This window comes from Curvibacter sp. EU05-FHT14A10, from assembly GCF_058791075.1.
The window spans coordinates 88,584-104,863 of sequence record NZ_JBYTDE010000011.1; the positions used below are offsets into that span (position 1 = coordinate 88,584).

General features: G+C 63.0%; 17 protein-coding genes. 6 read left to right on the forward strand and 11 right to left on the reverse strand.

What is annotated here, in order from left to right:
* Nucleotides 1-29: 29 nt before the first annotated feature.
* Nucleotides 30-950, reverse strand: a complete 921-nt coding sequence (locus AC3WUT_RS20410; RefSeq protein ID WP_492348918.1) for a DUF6279 family lipoprotein — start codon at nucleotides 948-950, stop codon at nucleotides 30-32.
* Here AC3WUT_RS20410 and glmU point away from each other — a divergent pair.
* Nucleotides 949-2,358: a bifunctional UDP-N-acetylglucosamine diphosphorylase/glucosamine-1-phosphate N-acetyltransferase GlmU gene (glmU, locus tag AC3WUT_RS20415; RefSeq protein ID WP_492348919.1), complete on the forward strand. Its 1,410-nt coding sequence runs from the start codon at nucleotides 949-951 to the stop codon at nucleotides 2,356-2,358. The two genes, AC3WUT_RS20410 and glmU, sit on opposite strands and share 2 nt — an antisense overlap.
* Nucleotides 2,358-3,122, forward strand: coding sequence for a sensor histidine kinase (locus AC3WUT_RS20420; RefSeq protein ID WP_492348920.1), 765 nt, complete (start codon nucleotides 2,358-2,360; stop codon nucleotides 3,120-3,122). Before glmU ends, AC3WUT_RS20420 begins: the two co-directional genes overlap by 1 nt.
* Before the next feature lie 31 nt (nucleotides 3,123-3,153).
* On the opposite strand, the gene AC3WUT_RS20425 is transcribed toward AC3WUT_RS20420, so the two are convergent.
* A complete protein-coding gene (locus AC3WUT_RS20425; protein ID WP_492348921.1) occupies nucleotides 3,154-3,648 on the reverse strand; it encodes an Lrp/AsnC family transcriptional regulator in 495 nt (164 codons plus the stop codon).
* Nucleotides 3,649-3,806: 158 nt separating this feature from the next.
* Here AC3WUT_RS20425 and glmS point away from each other — a divergent pair, with 158 nt between their 5' ends.
* Complete coding sequence (gene glmS, locus AC3WUT_RS20430; RefSeq protein WP_492348922.1) at nucleotides 3,807-5,708, forward strand: glutamine--fructose-6-phosphate transaminase (isomerizing); 1,902 nt, start codon at nucleotides 3,807-3,809, stop codon at nucleotides 5,706-5,708.
* Between the two features lie 449 nt (nucleotides 5,709-6,157).
* On the opposite strand, the gene AC3WUT_RS20435 is transcribed toward glmS, so the two are convergent.
* Both AC3WUT_RS20435 and AC3WUT_RS20440 read right to left on the reverse strand, forming a co-directional pair.
* The gene (locus AC3WUT_RS20435) at nucleotides 6,158-6,622 is read right to left on the reverse strand and encodes a nuclear transport factor 2 family protein (RefSeq protein WP_492349004.1); all 465 of its coding nucleotides are present in this window, start codon (nucleotides 6,620-6,622) and stop codon (nucleotides 6,158-6,160) included.
* Nucleotides 6,623-7,272: 650 nt separating this feature from the next.
* A complete protein-coding gene (locus AC3WUT_RS20440) occupies nucleotides 7,273-7,740 on the reverse strand; it encodes a nuclear transport factor 2 family protein (RefSeq protein ID WP_492348923.1) in 468 nt (155 codons plus the stop codon).
* Between the two features lie 85 nt (nucleotides 7,741-7,825).
* Here AC3WUT_RS20440 and AC3WUT_RS20445 point away from each other — a divergent pair, with 85 nt between their 5' ends.
* Nucleotides 7,826-8,404: a TetR/AcrR family transcriptional regulator gene (locus AC3WUT_RS20445; protein WP_492348924.1), complete on the forward strand. Its 579-nt coding sequence runs from the start codon at nucleotides 7,826-7,828 to the stop codon at nucleotides 8,402-8,404.
* Between the two features lie 418 nt (nucleotides 8,405-8,822).
* Here the strand turns inward: AC3WUT_RS20445 and AC3WUT_RS20450 are convergent, their stop codons facing one another.
* The 3 genes from AC3WUT_RS20450 to AC3WUT_RS20460 are packed head-to-tail and all read right to left on the reverse strand — an operon-like array spanning nucleotide 8,823 to nucleotide 10,222.
* The gene (locus AC3WUT_RS20450; RefSeq protein ID WP_492348925.1) at nucleotides 8,823-9,014 is read right to left on the reverse strand and encodes a hypothetical protein; all 192 of its coding nucleotides are present in this window, start codon (nucleotides 9,012-9,014) and stop codon (nucleotides 8,823-8,825) included.
* 42 nt (nucleotides 9,015-9,056) lie between these two features.
* Entirely contained in the window at nucleotides 9,057-9,527 is a 471-nt protein-coding gene (gene cynS / locus AC3WUT_RS20455; protein WP_492348926.1) for a cyanase, read from the reverse strand.
* Nucleotides 9,528-9,559: 32 nt separating this feature from the next.
* Entirely contained in the window at nucleotides 9,560-10,222 is a 663-nt protein-coding gene (locus AC3WUT_RS20460) for a carbonic anhydrase (RefSeq protein ID WP_492348927.1), read from the reverse strand.
* A gap of 132 nt (nucleotides 10,223-10,354) precedes the next feature.
* On the opposite strand from AC3WUT_RS20460, the gene cynR reads away from it, so the two are divergent.
* Nucleotides 10,355-11,233 (forward strand): transcriptional regulator CynR, encoded by an 879-nt coding sequence (gene cynR / locus AC3WUT_RS20465; protein WP_492348928.1) that lies wholly within the window; start codon nucleotides 10,355-10,357, stop codon nucleotides 11,231-11,233.
* 42 nt (nucleotides 11,234-11,275) lie between these two features.
* On the opposite strand, the gene AC3WUT_RS20470 is transcribed toward cynR, so the two are convergent.
* The gene (locus AC3WUT_RS20470; protein WP_492348929.1) at nucleotides 11,276-12,130 is read right to left on the reverse strand and encodes a cupin domain-containing protein; all 855 of its coding nucleotides are present in this window, start codon (nucleotides 12,128-12,130) and stop codon (nucleotides 11,276-11,278) included.
* A gap of 147 nt (nucleotides 12,131-12,277) precedes the next feature.
* On the opposite strand from AC3WUT_RS20470, the gene AC3WUT_RS20475 reads away from it, so the two are divergent.
* Entirely contained in the window at nucleotides 12,278-13,291 is a 1,014-nt protein-coding gene (locus AC3WUT_RS20475) for an alpha/beta hydrolase (RefSeq protein ID WP_492348930.1), read from the forward strand.
* A gap of 717 nt (nucleotides 13,292-14,008) precedes the next feature.
* On the opposite strand, the gene AC3WUT_RS20480 is transcribed toward AC3WUT_RS20475, so the two are convergent.
* The 3 genes from AC3WUT_RS20480 to AC3WUT_RS20490 all read right to left on the reverse strand — a co-directional run bounded on the left by AC3WUT_RS20480 (nucleotide 14,009) and on the right by AC3WUT_RS20490 (nucleotide 16,277).
* Nucleotides 14,009-14,932: an MBL fold metallo-hydrolase gene (locus tag AC3WUT_RS20480; protein WP_492348931.1), complete on the reverse strand. Its 924-nt coding sequence runs from the start codon at nucleotides 14,930-14,932 to the stop codon at nucleotides 14,009-14,011.
* A gap of 154 nt (nucleotides 14,933-15,086) precedes the next feature.
* Nucleotides 15,087-15,815, reverse strand: coding sequence for a cytochrome c biogenesis CcdA family protein (locus AC3WUT_RS20485; RefSeq protein ID WP_492348932.1), 729 nt, complete (start codon nucleotides 15,813-15,815; stop codon nucleotides 15,087-15,089).
* A 9-nt stretch (nucleotides 15,816-15,824) separates the two neighbouring features.
* Nucleotides 15,825-16,277 carry a thioredoxin family protein gene (locus AC3WUT_RS20490; protein ID WP_492348933.1) on the reverse strand — a complete coding sequence of 151 codons (453 nt, stop codon included), beginning with the start codon at nucleotides 16,275-16,277 and terminating at the stop codon, nucleotides 15,825-15,827.
* Nucleotides 16,278-16,280 lie beyond the last annotated feature (3 nt).

Below are 16,280 nucleotides of genomic sequence, written 5' to 3' on the forward strand. Positions count from 1 at the left end.
AACGTCAACACGTTCTGAGACCGCGGGCCTCAAGGCTGCTGCGACAAGGCCTGCACATCGCCGGCCCAGCCACGCAGGCGTTTGGCCGCCTTGTCGCGTTGTTCGGGCGTGGCCTGGCGCTGCAATTGCGCGTAGATCTGGCAGCCCTCTTCGATCGAATGCTCCTGCTGCAGGCGGTGGGCTGGCACCGGCGGGCTCAAGGCCCGGGCCAGCCAGCCCAGCCAGGCCTGTTCGGCCTGGGCTTGGCTGGCGCCGCTGCTGCGCAGGCGGCGCAGGGTGTCCAGCATGTCCTGATGGCGCCGCTGCTGCTCGGCCAGGCGAATGCGCGGGTCAAACGGCGACGCTTGCAAGGCCTCGCGCAGGCTTTGGCGCTGCGGCAGGCTCAGCCGCCCGTACAGCGCCTCGGCCCGGTCTGTGTACTGCTCGATGCGCTTGTCCAGCAACTCGCCGGGCGACAGGTCGACCCACTCGCTGCGCAGCTTGGCCTCGTTCTTGGCGAATTTCTTGGCCATGTGCTCCAGTTGGGCCGGGCTCAGGCTCAAGGCCTGGCGGGCGATCATGGGGGCGCTTTGTTCAGCCAGGGCCTGCAGGCGCTCGCGCGCCGGGGGCAGCAGGCTGCACAACTGGGTGGCGTCGGGCTCGGTGCCGGTCAGGCGTTCCAGGTTTTGCAGCAGTTCGCGGTAGCGCGGCAGCTCCCGCGAGCGGTGCCAGGCCTGCAGATCGGCCAGGTCCTGTTTCAGGCGCAGCGACTGTTCACCATTGAAATCCCCGTACGCATCGGCCCACCAGTACGTCACCTCGGGCAGGGCGTTGTAGCTCAGCTTCACGGCGCTGCAGGCACTCAGCCACAAAACCGCCATGAGCAGCGTTGCCAGCGAGATAATCCGGCGCAATGACAGGATGGCCGGCGTTGTTGTGACCGGGCCGCCAAAAGCAAGAGGACGTTTCATGTCGGGATTTGGATCTGCGCTGGATGTGGTGGTGATGGCTGCGGGCAAGGGCACGCGAATGAAGAGCAGTTTGCCCAAAGTGTTGCACCGTGTCGCGGGCAAGGCCATGGTGCGCCATGTTCTTGACACTGTCGAGTCGCTGTCGCCCCGCCGCGTGGTGTTGATCACCGGGCACGGCGCCGAAGCCGTCGAGGCCCACCTGGCCGGGCACCCGCTGCGCCAGGGTGGCCAGTTGCAGTTTGCCCGCCAGATGCCCCAACTGGGCACTGGCCATGCGGTGCAACAGGCCGTGCCCTTGCTGCCCGACGATGGTGTGGTGCTGATCCTCAATGGTGATGTGCCCCTGATCGCCGCCGACACCGTGCAGGCTCTGGTGCAGGCCTGCGACGGCCAGCACCTGGCCCTGCTCACCGTGGTGCTGGACGATCCCACCGGCTATGGGCGCATCCTGCGCGAGGGGGCGGCCGTGCGCGGCATCGTCGAGCACAAAGACGCCACCGAAGCCCAGCGGGCCATTGCCGAGACCTACACCGGCATCATGGCCGTGCCGGCGGCCCGTCTGAAGGCCTGGCTGGGTCGCCTGCGCAATGACAACAGCCAGCACGAGTACTACCTGACCGACATCGTGGCCATGGCCGTGGCCGACGGCGTGGGCGTGCTGGGCCTGCCCACCACCGACGAGGTGCAGGTGGCCGGCGTGAACAGCCCCCAGCAACTGGCCGCCCTGGAGCGCGCCTGCCAGGCCCGTCGCGCCGACGCCCTGATGGCCGACGGGGTGCGCCTGGCCGATCCGGCCCGCCTGGATGTGCGCGGCACCCTGCAATGCGGCAGCGACGTCGAGATCGACGTCAACTGCGTGTTCGAAGGCCAGGTGGTGCTCGGCGATGGCGTGCGCATCGGCGCCCACTGCGTGATCGCCAATGCCCGGATTGCCGCGGGCGCGGTGATCCACCCCTTCACCCACATCGAAGGCGAGAAGGCCGGGGTTCAGGTGGGCCCTGGTTCGCTGATCGGGCCGTTTGCCCGCCTGCGTCCTGGCGCCGTGCTGGGGGCCGAGGTGCACATCGGCAATTTTGTCGAGGTCAAGAACTCCACCCTCGCCGCGGGCGCCAAGGCCAATCACCTGGCCTACCTGGGCGACGCCACCGTGGGTGAGCGCGTCAACTATGGTGCCGGCAGCATCACCGCCAACTACGACGGCGCCAACAAGCACCGCACGGTGATCGAGGCCGACGTGCACGTGGGCAGCAACTGCGTGCTGGTGGCGCCCATCACCCTGGGCGCTGGTGGCACGGTGGGTGGCGGCTCCACCCTCACCAAAGACACCCCGGCCGGCGCCCTGAGCGTGAGCCGGGCCCGCCAGGTCAGCATTGCCAACTGGCAACGCCCCGCCAAGGGTGGCCAGTGATGGGGGCGGCAAGCGACACGGATCGTGATGGGGATCTGGGGGCCGAACTGGCCCGGCTGCGCGCCGAACTGGCCGAGCAACGCGAACAGCAGCAGGCCTTCTTGCGCGCCATCTCACACGACCTGCGTTCCCCGGTGCGGCACATCGTGTCGTATGGCCAACTGGTGCGTGAGCTGGTGCAGGACAGCAATGCCGACCCTTCGGCGGTGCAGTACCTCGACACCATCACCCAGTCGGCGCGCCACCTGGGTCAGATGATCGATGGCCTGATCGCGCTGGCCCGCATCGGCGCGGCCGAACTCCATGTCCAGCCTGTGCCGCTGGCCGATGTGCTCAGCGAGGTCGTGAGCCAGGCCAAGGCCGCCTGTGGCGAGCGCGCCGTGCAATGGCAGTGGCCCGAGGCCCAGGACCTGCCCCGGGTGCAGGCCGACCTGGCCCAGTTGCGCGACCTGCTGCGCCTGCTGTTGGACAACGCCGTCAAGTTCACCCGCCGTCAGCCCGAGGCCCGCATCGCCATTGATGTGCAGAGCCAGGGCCCGCAGGTTCAACTCACCTTGCAAGACAACGGCGCCGGCTTTCGGCCTGAGCACGCCGACCAGTTGTTTGGCGTGTTCCAGCGCCTGCACACCGTGCGCGACTTCGAGGGCCTGGGCCTGGGGCTGGCCATGGCGCGCCGCATGGTGGACCGCCTGGGCGGCGAGTTGGCCCTGCAGGGCCAGCACGGCCAGGGCTGCACCGTGACCTTGCGCTTGCCGGCAGCCTGAGCTTAGGGCCTGTGAACAGGCCCACCAGGCCCTAGCCCCTGGTCAGCGGCACCGGCAGGCGCGGCTCGAACTTGCTTCGCTTGACGCTGAAGAAGGTCTTCACGTTGCGCACGTGAGTGTCGCTGTTGAACAGGCGCTGGGTCAGCGCCAGGTAGGCCGGCATGTCGGCCACCCCCACCACCAGCACAAAATCCGGGCCCGGCGACACCCGGTAGCACTGCTGCACCGCCTCATCCGCCCCAACTCGGGCCTCGAAGGCCGCCAGGGGCTCGGCGTCCTGGCGGTCCAGCGTCACCTCCACGATGGCGGTCAGACCATGCCCCAGCGCCAGGGCCAGGCGCTCGGGCTGCAGCAGCGCCACCTGTCGCTCGATCAGGCCAGCTTCGTGCAGGCGTTTCACCCGGCGCAGGCAGGTGGGCGGCGAAATCCGCAGGCGCTCGGCCAAGGCCTGGTTGCTGGCGCTTGCATCGCGTTGCAAGGCATCCAGCAGTTGCAGATCGAGGTCGTCGAGTTCGATTGATTCCATATTTGTTTGTTATTTGAATGAAAATTTCAATAACGAATTTGAGTGAATTTTAATTTCATATCCTATTGATAAATTCGCTGAATATTTTTCTTTGTCCTCCCTAAGATTCGATCCAATCTTTTCTGCAACCCGTTTTCAACCCTTCCGGGAGCTTGCTCATGTGTGGCATCGTTGGCGCCGTCTCAACCCGAAACATTGTTCCTGTGCTGGTGCAAGGCCTGCAGCGCCTGGAGTACCGCGGCTATGACTCCTGCGGTGTCGCGGTGTGGGCCGACGGCCTCAAGCGGGCCCGCAGCACCTCGCGCGTGGCCGAGCTGATCGCCCAGGTGCAGGCCGAGCAGGTGCAGGGCGTGACCGGCATCGCCCACACCCGCTGGGCCACCCACGGCGCTCCCGTGGTGCACAACGCCCACCCCCATTTCAGCCAGGGGCAGGGGGCCGAGGAGGGGCGGGCCCCGCGCGTGGCCCTGGTGCACAACGGCATCATCGAGAACCACGACGAGCTGCGGGCGCAACTGCAGGGCCGCGGCTATGTGTTTGCCAGCCAAACCGACACCGAAGTCATCGCCCACTTGATCGACAGCCTGTACGACGGCGACCTGTTCGAAGCCGTGCAGGCCGCCCTGGTCCAGTTGCACGGTGCCTACGCGATTGCCGTGCTGCACAAGGACGAGCCGCACCGCGTGGTGGGCGCCCGGGCCGGTTCGCCCCTGATCCTGGGGGTGGGCCGCAGCGAGGGCGAGGGCGCGGGTGAGAACTTCCTGGCCAGCGACGCCATGGCCCTGGCCGGCGTCACCGACCAGATCGTGTACCTCGAAGAGGGCGATGTGGTTGACGTGCAGTTGGGTCGCTACTGGGTGCTGGGGCGTGATGCCCAGGGCGCCCTCAAGCCGGTGACCCGCCCGGTGCGCACGGTGCACGCCCACAGCGGCGCAGCCGACCTGGGCCCTTACCGGCACTACATGCAAAAAGAGATCTTCGAACAGCCCCGCGCCATTGCCGACACCCTGGAAGGGGTGGAAGGCATCGTGCCCGAGTTGTTCGACGGCGTGCCAGCCCAACCCGGCGAAACCGGCGCCGCGGCCTGGCGCGTGTTCAAGCAGATCGACTCGGTGCTGATCCTGGCCTGCGGCACCAGCTACTACAGCGCCTGCACCGCCAAGTACTGGCTCGAATCCATCGCCAAGATCCCCACCCAGGTCGAGATCGCCAGCGAGTACCGCTACCGTGAATCGGTGCCCAACCCCAAGACCCTGGTCGTCACCGTCAGCCAGTCGGGCGAAACTGCCGATACCCTGGCCGCCCTGCGCCACGCCCAAAGCCTGGGCATGGCGCACACCCTGACCATCTGCAACGTGGCCACCAGTGCCATGGTGCGCGAGTGCAAACTGGCCTACATCACCCGGGCTGGCGTCGAGATCGGCGTGGCTTCCACCAAAGCCTTCACCACCCAATTGGCCGGCCTGTTCCTGCTCACCCTGGCGCTGGCGCAAAGCCGCGGCATGCTCAGCCCCGAGCAGGAGGCCGAGCACCTCAAGGCCATGCGCCACCTGCCGGCCGCCCTGCAGGCCGTGCTGGCGCTCGAGCCCCAGGTCATCAGCTGGGCCGAAGACTTCGCGCGCAAAGAGAACGCCCTGTTCCTGGGCCGAGGCCTGCACTACCCCATCGCTCTTGAAGGGGCCTTGAAGCTCAAGGAGATCACCTACATCCACGCCGAGGCCTACGCCGCCGGCGAACTCAAGCACGGCCCGCTGGCCCTGGTCACCAGCGAAATGCCGGTGGTCACCGTGGCGCCCAACGACGCCCTGCTCGAAAAGCTCAAGAGCAACCTGCAGGAGGTGCGTGCCCGCGGCGGCGTGCTGTACGTGCTGGCCGATGCCGACACCCGCATCGAAACCGGCGAAGGCCTGCACGTGATCCGCATGCCCGAGCACTACGGCGCCCTGTCACCGCTGCTGCACGTGGTGCCCTTGCAACTGCTGGCCTACCACACCGCCTGTGCGCGAGGCACCGACGTGGACAAGCCGCGCAACCTGGCCAAGAGCGTGACGGTGGAGTGAGGGCGGATCGTTCGGCATCAAAGTGATGGCAACAAAGAAAGTCCGTCGGAGACATCGACCGTAAGTCTTTGATCTATCGAGATGCTACTCGTAGAGGAAAGTCCGTCGGAAACCGCTGCTTTCATGCTATCTACTGCGCTCCTTCAAAGAAAGTCTGTCGGGTGCACGCCGCAGCCGGCCACTGAAGCGATCCGCTACCGCATTGTCTGCCGGTTTGCCTGTTCGGCTGTTCCCCTCGCTCAGAGGGGGGGGAAGTAACGTCCTGCCTGTCCGGCTTCGCGGTGCCCGACGCACCGCGTTCAATGCGTCAGATCACAGTGGTCAAGGCAGAACAGTTCGGGTGGCCATAAGTGGGGCACTTTGGGTGGCCGCCGGGGGCGCTTCGCACCCGAGACGCGCGCGGCGCTTAGACAGTTCCGACAAGTACCGTCGCTGACGAATGAGTCAGCTCACAGGCCCAGCTCACTCAGGCTCGGATGATCGTCGGGACGACGGCCGAGTGGCCAATGGAACTTCCGATCCGATTCCTTAATGGGCATGTCGTTGATACAGGCGTAACGACGACGCATGAGCCCGTCGGCTTCGAATTCCCAATTCTCGTTACCGTACGACCGATACCAGTTCCCAGCGTCGTCACGCCACTCGTAGGCATAACGAACGGCGATTCGATTGCCGTCGAATGCCCACAGCTCCTTGATGAGTCTGTAATCGAGCTCCTTGTTCCACTTCCGCTCGAGGAAAGCCTGGGCCTCGGCCCGGTTATTGGCGAACTCGGCGCGGTTACGCCACTTCGTATCCAGGGTGTATGCCGTTGCGACCTTCGCTGCATCGCGCGAGTTCCAGCCGTCCTCAGCCAGACGGACCTTCTGAATGGCCGTTTCGCGTGTGAACGGGGGCACGTGTCCGAAATGCACCGGCTGGTCGGCCACCCTGGGTGCCTGCGCGAGGGCTTCGCCTGCAGCCAATAAGGGGGCGACCACACTGGCACCGGTCAGGGTGCCCAGGCGCAGCATGTCTCGCCTAGTCACGCCGCAGCCGCCGTCGGTGCGGGCGCTCGAATGCAGGTGGGAGGAACGGATGTCGATATTCATGGTAAATTAATTTGAAGTTAGTTACGGCACACTGAAGCTAAGCGCGCGGGCCTTGCAGGGAGGACGACGCGCCCTGGTGCAGTCGGGTTCGTTCGGCATGTTGTTGTAGGCGCGGGTGACCTGCACCTAGACCTGCGTGTCGCAATGCTCTCAACTCATGGACGACCGGACATCAGCACAGGTTGCAGGCAAGGCCACACAGGGTGGTAAGGCTCTAGCTCAACTCCGGCCTCAGAAACCGGGCGGCCTGACTCCCAACTGGTAGGCGAGCCGAGCTAATGCCCAGCCGTCTCATTTGGATGCCCAGGCTCCCCCACCCCAAATAGAGGGTGTCTTCGCAGGTCGAGCGACGCAAGGCATCGCGCGCAAATATGATGTTGGGTGGGACGAAGGAAGCCGGCACCACGCGCACCCGAGACGCGCGCGGCGCTTAGGCAGTTCCGACAAGTACCTTCGCTGACGAATGAGTCAGCTCACAGGCCCAGCTCACTCAGGCTCGGATGATCGTCGGGACGACGGCCGAGTGGCCAATGGAACTTCCGATCCGATTCCTTAATGGGCATGTCGTTGATACAGGCGTAACGACGGCGCATGAGCCCGTCGGCTTCGAATTCCCAATTCTCGTTACCGTATGACCGGTACCAGTTCCCAGCATCGTCACGCCACTCGTAGGCATAACGAACGGCGATTCGATTGCCGTCGAATGCCCACAGCTCCTTGATGAGTCTGTAATCGAGCTCCTTGTTCCACTTCCGCTCGAGGAAAGCCTGGGCCTCGGCCCGGTTGTTGGCGAACTCGGCGCGGTTACGCCACTTCGTATCCAGGGTGTATGCCGTTGCGACCTTCGCTGCATCGCGCGAGTTCCAGCCGTCCTCAGCCAGACGGACCTTCTGAATGGCCGTTTCGCGTGTGAACGGGGGCAGTGGGGGACGAGTTTCCATGGTGAGATCTCCAATCGGTATGTAGAACAATCTGTCTACATGGGCAATGATAGCCACGGTAGGACGACTTGTCTACAATTCGAGTATGAAATCTGAAAAAATATCTCCAGCCCTGTCGCCGCCGCGCGAGCGCATCCTGGTCGCGGCCCACGCTCTCTTCTACAAGGAGGGCATACGGGCAACGGGTATCGACAAAATCATCGAACAGGCGCCGGTCAGTAAGCTCACCTTCTATCGTCAATACGCGAGCAAAGATGATTTGATTCGGGCCTACCTCGACTTCCGTCACGAGAAGTGGATCTCCTGGTTTCAAACAAGCCTGGCGCAGGCTAGAAGCGAAGGTTCGTTGCCGTTGGAGGCCCTCGTCGCAACGTTGAGGGATTGGTTCAGCAATCCCGACTTTAGGGGGTGCGCATTTCTGAATGCCGCTGCTGAGTTGGGATCGTCCGACGCGAATATTTTGGAAGTGGTCCGTCAACACAAGCAGGAAATGTCGTCTGTGTTGGACAAAGTCTTTGGTGGCGATGCCGTGTCTGCGGGGCGCTTGCTGTCTATGGTGGTAGACGGTGCCATCGTCCATGCCCAGATGGGCCAGCCGATCGACGAAGTGATGGAGAACTTCAAGGCGTCGGTTGAAGGGATCTTGCTTCGGTACTCTCGCTGACAGCCTCTTTGGAGCGCCACGAGTTTTGAGGAGACCGGGTGGTTTAAGTTGACACCTCATGTCGAGGTGTTGCTGCTGGCAAGTGGACCTCAAGCCCATTCAGGCAGACCACAGAGCACGAACATAATGGCTCGCGCTGACACAGCCTTGCCCGTTGGTGGCCCGACGGCCAGCACCGCGCAAGGGCCCCTGTTCAATTCGAGCCCATGTGGCCTGGCCGCCCAATCCTGGCCTCTACCGTTTGGAACAGGCACCTCTCTACGCGCCATGACTCGGACGAGAGCCTCCCTGCGTGAGAGAGGGCGTCATGACCACCAAGGCTGCACCGATCTGGGCAGCCGCCACGACGGCCAACAAACCACCGTAGCTCATGCCCCTGCCCCGACAGCAACACGCAAACCGCGTCTGCGGCCCGCGCTCACTCGTAAGCCGACTTGTGGGCCATGATGAAAGTCCAGGCTACGGCAATCCGTTGCGTCTCGCCGTACGCCATGGGGAATCCATCTAGGCTCGCCAGCCATCCTTCCGGCACCCGCCGAAGGGTGAGGCGGAGCGCCGCCACCAAAGGGTCGCTCCATTCGAGTACAAGCTTGTCATCGTTGATGCTCACCGCGACGCTCCTTCACTCAACAGGGTGGAGCCAACGAAGCCATCAAAAGGGCTTGTTGGGCAGAAACTTTCCATCAAGGGTGATCACGGCCCGTGACCCGCCCTCCGGATCTTCCACTTTGCTGATGTCCAGCTTGAAGTTGATGGCACTGATGATGCCGTCGCCGAACTGCTCATGGACCAGCGCCTTGAGCGTGGTTCCGTAGATCTGCACCATCTCGTAAAACCGATAGATGGTTGGGTCAGTCGGCACGCCGCCCGGAATGCTGCCCCGTAGCGGAATCGTCTGCAGCTCTTTCGCATCGGTCGCGTCAAGCCCAAGGCGGCCACAGACCAGCTCTGCAGCGTGCTTTGGCAAGGCATGTTGACCCAGAAGCGCCGCTGTGACGTACGCCACGCGCAGGCCTGTCCCCTCAGCGAGCTCGCCGAAGCTGACGTCTTTCATGGCCTTGGCGACCAGCACACGGCGGGTCAACTCGACGCGTGGGTCTTGGGTTACGTTGGAGTGGAGCATGACAATCGTCCTTTCAGTTAGGTGAGGAAGGTTCAAGCAGCTTTCAGCTGCGGACGGGCCACGTGGGCGACCGCGTCGGGGAAATCGGCAAGGCAGACAAAGGCGTCGCGCTTGCCATCGAGAGCCTTGATGGCCCCTGATTCAATGTCGTAGACCCAGCCATGCAGGCCAAGCCGTCCCTGCTCGAGTGCAAGTGCGACCGCAGGATGGGTACGTATGTTGGCCAGCTGCGCCACCACGTTGGCATACACCATTGAGTTGACCTTCTCATCTGGAGTAAGGTGGGCGCGGGACTCGTTGACCGCCTTGGCGGCGTCAGCGTGGCGGAGCCAGCCCGCGACGGCGGGAAGGTGGTCCAGGCAGGTGTGCCGTGCGACGGCCGTCATCGCTCCACAGTCGCTGTGACCGCAAACCACGATATCAGCGACGCCAAGGACCCCGACCGCGTACTCGACGCTCGCCGTAACGCCGCCAGGCTCCGAACTGTAAGATGGGACGATGTTGCCGGCGTTCCTGACCACAAACACGTCACCGGGCTGTTGCTGCGTCAGCAACTCTGGAACGACGCGGCTATCTGAGCAGGTAATGAAGAGCACACCGGGACGCTGACTTGTTGCCAGCGTCTTGAAGAGGTCCGACATATTGGGGAAGACGTCGGCCTGGAACTTCATCGCGCCTAAGATGAACGGTTTCATGTTGACCAGCACTTTGTTGCGAAGGCTCTATCCTCTGCCGTGTCCACCCGCCGGTCCAAGACCGCTTTCGAATGGGGCCGATAGGAAGCGCCTATACCATCACCTCCCTGTAAAGAGTGGAAAGGCACATGCATGCAACTTCGCCATATCCGCTACCTGATTGCAGTTGCGGAGCACGGAAACTTCACACGCGCCGCAGAGGCGCTTCATGTTTCCCAACCGACCCTGTCGCAGCAGATCATTCAACTGGAGGAGATGCTTGGCGTACCGCTTCTTGATCGCAGCGGCAGGACCGTCAAAGTCACGGATGTCGGCAGCGTGTACATCGAGCACGCGCGACGGGCGTTGCGTGAGTTGGCTTCGGCCCGCAGAGCGATCCATGATGTGCACGATCTCAAGCGTGGCGAGCTTCGGTTGGCGGCTACGCCCACTTTCTCAGCGTACCTGGTCGGCCCCTTGGTATCGGCTTTCCATGCCAAACACCCCGGGATCCTCATTCGGGTGGAGGAGATGTCTCTCGATACCATCGCGGCCGCAGTAGCGGCGGACGAGGTGGACTTGGGCATTGCGTTCGACGCTTCGCGCCCCGGCGACAATATTGAGTATGAGACGATTCTGGTTGAGCGACTGAGCGTCGTCGTCGGAAGAAATCACCCCTTTGCGGCCCTCGAAGGAGCCATCACGCCTCAGATGTTGTCAAACGAAAGGCTCGGGGTATTGAGCCCCAAATTCGTGACGCGCATACACGTTGACGAGTACCTGAGGTCTCAAAAGATATCGCCGCCCGTCGCCGTTGAGGCCAACACCATCAGCGCCCTGCTCGAGGTCGTCCGGCGTACCGACGTTGTAACAATACTTCCCGAGGCCATATGCGACCAGCACGAGGGCTTGCGCAATATTGCAATCGACCCGGCACCTGCCCCTCGAACCGCCGCACTCTTGCAGCGAAGGGATGCGTATCGGTCCTCGGCAGCCTTGGCGTTTGCGGTGCTATGCAGGGCATTGAGTTGAAGTGATCTCAGAAAGTGGCACCAACAGCACCCCAAGTCGGTGTCAGCGAGCGTCACTGCTATCGGAAAGCGCGACGTTTCGCCACTCTCGCGACGTCAGCCCACATTGGGCCTTGAACGCACGCGAGAGCGCGGCTTCGCTGCCGTAGCCAACATCAATTGCAATCGCCTTCATCTGGCGCCCCTGGCGCAATCCCTGCTGTGCCAGCCTGATGCGCCATGCCTGCAAATACGCTCCGGGCGTACAGCCGACGATCTTGCGGAAACTGTCAGCGAACGCGGTACGCGACATCACCGAGATGCCAGCCAGTGCATCCAACGTCCATTCGTACCCCGGACGCTCATGCATCGCCACCAGTGCTTTGCGAAGGCGGGGATGGGACAACCCAGCCATCAAGCCACCGTTGACCTGCCCTGTCTCCATCAGGTGTCGCAACACCTGGATCAACACGACCTCGAACAGCCTGTCAATCAGCACATGTCGACCGCAGTTATTTCCAAATGCCTCGTCGAACAAAAGTGTCAGAACTTGATTGGCACCTTCGATGTCGTCCAATGCGATGCAAATGACGTCAGGCAACGCAGTCGACACAGGATTTGAGTCCCCGCCGTCGAATTGGAGCTCTGCACAGACCAAGACCGCTCCGCACTGGGAATCGGTGACAAAGCGCCTCGACGTCGGACGGGGGTAAAGCAGCAGACTAGGAACACTGACCCGCTGTGGAGCCCGCCCGGGGTAGACGACCTCCAACTCCCCGCTCCTCACCAGATGTATCTGCCCCCCTCCCTGCGGGGCTGGGAAGTCAGTGATGCCACACATGGCACCCGAATGGAACATGCGCGTCCGCACCGGGAAATGGTTCAGCAACGAGCCTAGGCGGTCAGTGCACTCGCTCATCAGATTTGTACTCCTAATCAATTTATCAGCACTTTACGACACCTTTAATCCAACTCCAAGCCATAAAGTTACTCCTGCCGTTTGGCAACTCTCCACTTTCAAGCGGGTCACCTTCACTTTCAACCCTTCCACTCAAGGAATAGCGATATGAAATTCACACACAAACTCATTGCGGTGTCCACGATGGCATTGGCGTCCACTCTGTCCTTGGCCGCGGGAAGCCCCGGCGTCGAACACAGCACCCAGGCCTTCCTCGAAGCTCTGGAAAAAGGCGGTGGCCAGCCTTTGGAGACGCTGTCGCCTGCCGATGCGAGGCAGGTGCTTGTGGGCGCACAAAAGGGTGCCAAGCTGTCGGCTGCTGAGGTCAGCGAGAAGACGATCTCCGTGGACGGAAGGTCGGTTGTTCTGAACATCGTCCGCCCTGCCGGTGCCAAGGGCGTGCTGCCTGCGTTCGTCTTCGTGCACGGCGGAGGCTGGATCCTGGGCGACTTCCCGACGCACGAACGCTTTGTGCGCGATCTGGTCGCCGACTCCGGTGCTGTGGGGATCTTCGTGAACTACACCCCTTCTCCCGAGGCTCGCTATCCCGTGGCCATCAACGAAATCTACGCCGCCACCCAGTGGGTGGCCGACCATGGCGCGCAGATCAACGTGGATGGAAAACGGTTGGCCATTGTGGGCAACAGCGTGGGCGGCAACATGGCGACGGCTGTGGCCCTCATGGCGAAGGCCAAAGGGGCGCCTGCGCTGCGTTCACAGGTGCTGTTCTGGCCGGTCACGAATGCCAATTTCGAGGATGCGTCTTACGACGAATACGCCAACGGACACTTTCTGACCAAGGATATGATGAAGTGGTTTTGGGATGCTTACACGACCGACCCGAAGCAGCGTCAGGAAATCTACGCTTCGCCGCTGCAGGCATCGCCAGAGCAGCTGAAAGGCCTTCCCCCGACGCTGATCCAGACCGCCGAGAAAGATGTCCTGCGCGATGAAGGCGAGGCCTACGCCCGCAAATTGGACTTTGCCGGCGTCAATGTTGTCGCGACCCGCTACAACGGCATGATTCACGATTTCGGCTTGCTCAATGTGCTGGCCGACGTGCCAGCCACCCGTGCCGCCCTGCATCAAGCAAGCGAGGAGCTGAAGACGCGTCTTCGCTGAGCGAAGTGGCCCGCGCCCATACCTTGACGATGTTTGGTTTGGGCGCGGCTATGGGCGGTTAGTGAGGGAGGGTGACCAGCGACGACCCAAGTCAACCTGCAAGGGCGAGCTGACACCCAATTGCCAATCCCCTGCGACAGCAACCAGCCCTTCCCAACCCGTCGTAGCGGAAAACGCAACCTGATCAACGCACTAGATTGTCGGCATCTTACGTCGCCACACGCCGCGATTGCCGCGATTGCCGCGATCAAAAATGCGTCAAGACTCCCGACGGACTTTCTTTGTTGCAGTCAGCGTTTATTTCGGACAAATAGAGTCGGCTCCAGCATTCATGCCGGTTTGCAGGGTGGGCATTTGCAACAGTAAAGTTGTTGACTCGCATTCAACGGGGAGAGAAGACCTAGATATGCGGAGCTAGCCGCTGCTCCGTTTGGACTTTTTGCTATACAAAATAGAGCGCTAGCTTTGATCGCTCTTTTGCGAGACTTTCTTGAGGTTCGAGCAGGCCCTACATGCCGCCATGGGCTTCCCCTGGTTTCCCGGACACATCGAATGACATGATGTGAATCACCCCCGGGGCGATTCATCCCTTGAGTTCGGTGATGGCCGGCGTCCCGGCCTCTGCAATGACGTCGGTGAACACCTGTCGGCCGAACCCGCGCGTTTCAACCCGGCCGGAGGGCCCGTGGACTGAGGCCATCCAAGCGATGGATCGCATCACGGCAACCGGTGCAAGCCGTCTTCGGCGAATGCCAATTCGCGCGCATAGTGGGCCCGGATCGAGGCCGTGACCTGCTCCCGCTGGGCCTCCACGGCAGGCGACAAATGACTCAGCAGCAAATGGCCAACCCCGCTGGCCGCAGCCAGCTCACCAATGGCTTGCGGTGGCGTGTGCAGGGAGTAGAGCACCGGGGGCGAGCCCGGTGGGTCCAGCACCACGCAGTTGAACACCAGCAGGTCGGTCCCCTCTGCAATGCGCTGCAAGTTGGGCAGGCCTTCTGCGTCGATGTCACCCGAGAAGGTGATGCTCTTGCCACCATGGTCGATGCGGTAGATCACTGCGGGGGCATCGCGGTGATGGCCTGCAATGGCACGAATCAGCAGGCCATCCTTGTCATGCAGGGTCTGAATTGCCGGGCGGGGGCGCACCGTTGTCGGCAAATCCACCGTACGGGTGGTGAAGGGGGCGGAAAAATCGGGCAGATAGGCCAGTGCCCCATTGCGCCCGAAATTCAGCGCAATGAAACGACTGGTGGACGGGAAGCTCGCCTCAGCGCCCCGCCCGTGCCGGCCCGCCGGCCCAAAGAAGTTGAACACCAAGGGGCCCCGGCTGGACACGGCTCTGGCCTTGACGATGCCGGGCAGGCCCCCCACGTGGTCGGCATGCAGATGGGTCAGCAGCACGGTGTCCAGGCGCACCAAGGGCAAGTGTGTTTCACCCAGGCGTACAAACGCCCCCGGACCGGCATCCACCAGCACCCGGGCCACCCCGTCGACCAGTACCAGGTAGGACGACGCAGCCCGACCAGTGGCCCCTGGCCCGCCGGAGCCCAGCACCACCAGTTCCAGTGCAGGGGGCTCCGACCCGGGCGTGGCCACCACGGCCGGCGCGGTCTGGGCCCATGCTGGCAGGCTGGGCAAGGCCCCAGCGCCCAAAATCAGAGCGAAAAGGGGTTTCACCCAGGTTGGGATGGTGGGCGTGGGCGAGCACGACTGTGCAGGTCGCGCGCGACGGAGTGGGTACGGAAGCTTCATGGATTTCTTGTTCCTTTTCCAAACCAGGCGAAAAAGCGCCTCAGAAACGGGTGCTGAGTTGGGTCAGGGCATCGGGCAGAGCCTCCAGCCAGCCTGTTTCGAGCGGCTTGTCGGCACCTGACAGGATCAGGCCGGCCAACGCCAGCAAGACCAGGCCCAGCATCACCTTGCCGGCCTTGCCGGCATGCAGCAGGTGGCCCCGCCAGCGCAGTAGCGCCTGGCGCGAGACGCCGGCCAGGGCCAGCAGCGGCAGTGCGGCACCCAAACCGAACAGCCCCATGAGTGCTGCCACCTGCAGCAATTGCGTACCCTGGCTGGCCAACACCACGGCGGCCCCCAGTGTGGGCCCGACGCAGGGGCTCCAGACCAGACCCAGCACGCAACCCAACGCAAACTGCCCGCCCAGCCCTTGCCAGGTCGGCCGGGCCAGCAACGCATGCCCGACGCCGCTCAAACCTGCGGTGGCGCTGGCAAAGCGCTGTTGCAGCGATGACGACACCAGCACCAGGCCCAGGGCGCCCAGCAGTACGGCGCCGCCCAGGCGCACCCAGTCCGTGTCGATGTCCAAGGCTGCGCCGGCCCAAGCCAGGCTCGTGCCCAACACCGCGTAAGACACCGTCAACCCGGCCGCCAGGGCCCAGGTGGCACGCCGGTGGGCCTGCAAAGCGCTGGCCAGGATGATGGGCAACAGCGGCAGCACACAGGGCGACAAGGTCGACAGCAAGCCGGCCAGCAAGCCCGCTCCATAGGTGCCCCATCCGAAGTGCATGACCCGTCCTCAGGGAAGGGTCTTGTTGAGCAAGGCCTCAAGACCTTCAGGCGTGGTGTCCCCCGTGGACCGGCCTTGTTCCTGCTTCCCTTTGAAGGCGACCAGGGTGCTTTGCTGGCTGACCTTGAAGCGCCTGAGCGTGGCCTTTTCCGCATCGAAATCGACGGTCATCAGGGTCACCGCCTGATAGGCCGGCTGCTTCATCAAACGTTCAAGAATGGGTTTCTGGGCCTTGCAGGTCGGGCACCAGGTGGCGCTCACGTCCACCACCACCGGCTGACCTGCCTGGGTGAGTTTTTCGAAATCCTGCTGATTGAATGCGCGGATTTCGCCAGCCGAAGCGCAGGTGACGAACCCTGTCAGGAGCAGCGAGGCTGCAAATTGGAAGGACATCATTGGAAAGCTCCTAAAAAGTGCTTGAGAAGCAGGTACGCCTTGGGGCTGGTGGTGCCCCTTGAACATCTG

Bases quoted from the DNA above. Each gene is read 5' to 3' on its own strand.
- AC3WUT_RS20485 (WP_492348932.1), bottom strand. From the start codon at position 15,815: ATGCACTTCGGATGGGGCACCTATGGAGCGGGCTTGCTGGCCGGCTTG.
- AC3WUT_RS20445 (WP_492348924.1), top strand. From the start codon at position 7,826: ATGAAATCTGAAAAAATATCTCCAGCCCTGTCGCCGCCGCGCGAGCGC.
- AC3WUT_RS20490 (WP_492348933.1), bottom strand. From the start codon at position 16,277: ATGTTCAAGGGGCACCACCAGCCCCAAGGCGTACCTGCTTCTCAAGCA.
- cynR (WP_492348928.1), top strand. From the start codon at position 10,355: ATGCAACTTCGCCATATCCGCTACCTGATTGCAGTTGCGGAGCACGGA.
- AC3WUT_RS20420 (WP_492348920.1), top strand. From the start codon at position 2,358: ATGGGGGCGGCAAGCGACACGGATCGTGATGGGGATCTGGGGGCCGAA.
- AC3WUT_RS20460 (WP_492348927.1), bottom strand. From the start codon at position 10,222: ATGAAACCGTTCATCTTAGGCGCGATGAAGTTCCAGGCCGACGTCTTC.
- glmS (WP_492348922.1), top strand. From the start codon at position 3,807: ATGTGTGGCATCGTTGGCGCCGTCTCAACCCGAAACATTGTTCCTGTG.
- AC3WUT_RS20425 (WP_492348921.1), bottom strand. From the start codon at position 3,648: ATGGAATCAATCGAACTCGACGACCTCGATCTGCAACTGCTGGATGCC.
- AC3WUT_RS20440 (WP_492348923.1), bottom strand. From the start codon at position 7,740: ATGGAAACTCGTCCCCCACTGCCCCCGTTCACACGCGAAACGGCCATT.
- AC3WUT_RS20475 (WP_492348930.1), top strand. From the start codon at position 12,278: ATGAAATTCACACACAAACTCATTGCGGTGTCCACGATGGCATTGGCG.
- AC3WUT_RS20470 (WP_492348929.1), bottom strand. From the start codon at position 12,130: ATGAGCGAGTGCACTGACCGCCTAGGCTCGTTGCTGAACCATTTCCCG.
- cynS (WP_492348926.1), bottom strand. From the start codon at position 9,527: ATGCTCCACTCCAACGTAACCCAAGACCCACGCGTCGAGTTGACCCGC.
- AC3WUT_RS20410 (WP_492348918.1), bottom strand. From the start codon at position 950: ATGAAACGTCCTCTTGCTTTTGGCGGCCCGGTCACAACAACGCCGGCC.
- glmU (WP_492348919.1), top strand. From the start codon at position 949: ATGTCGGGATTTGGATCTGCGCTGGATGTGGTGGTGATGGCTGCGGGC.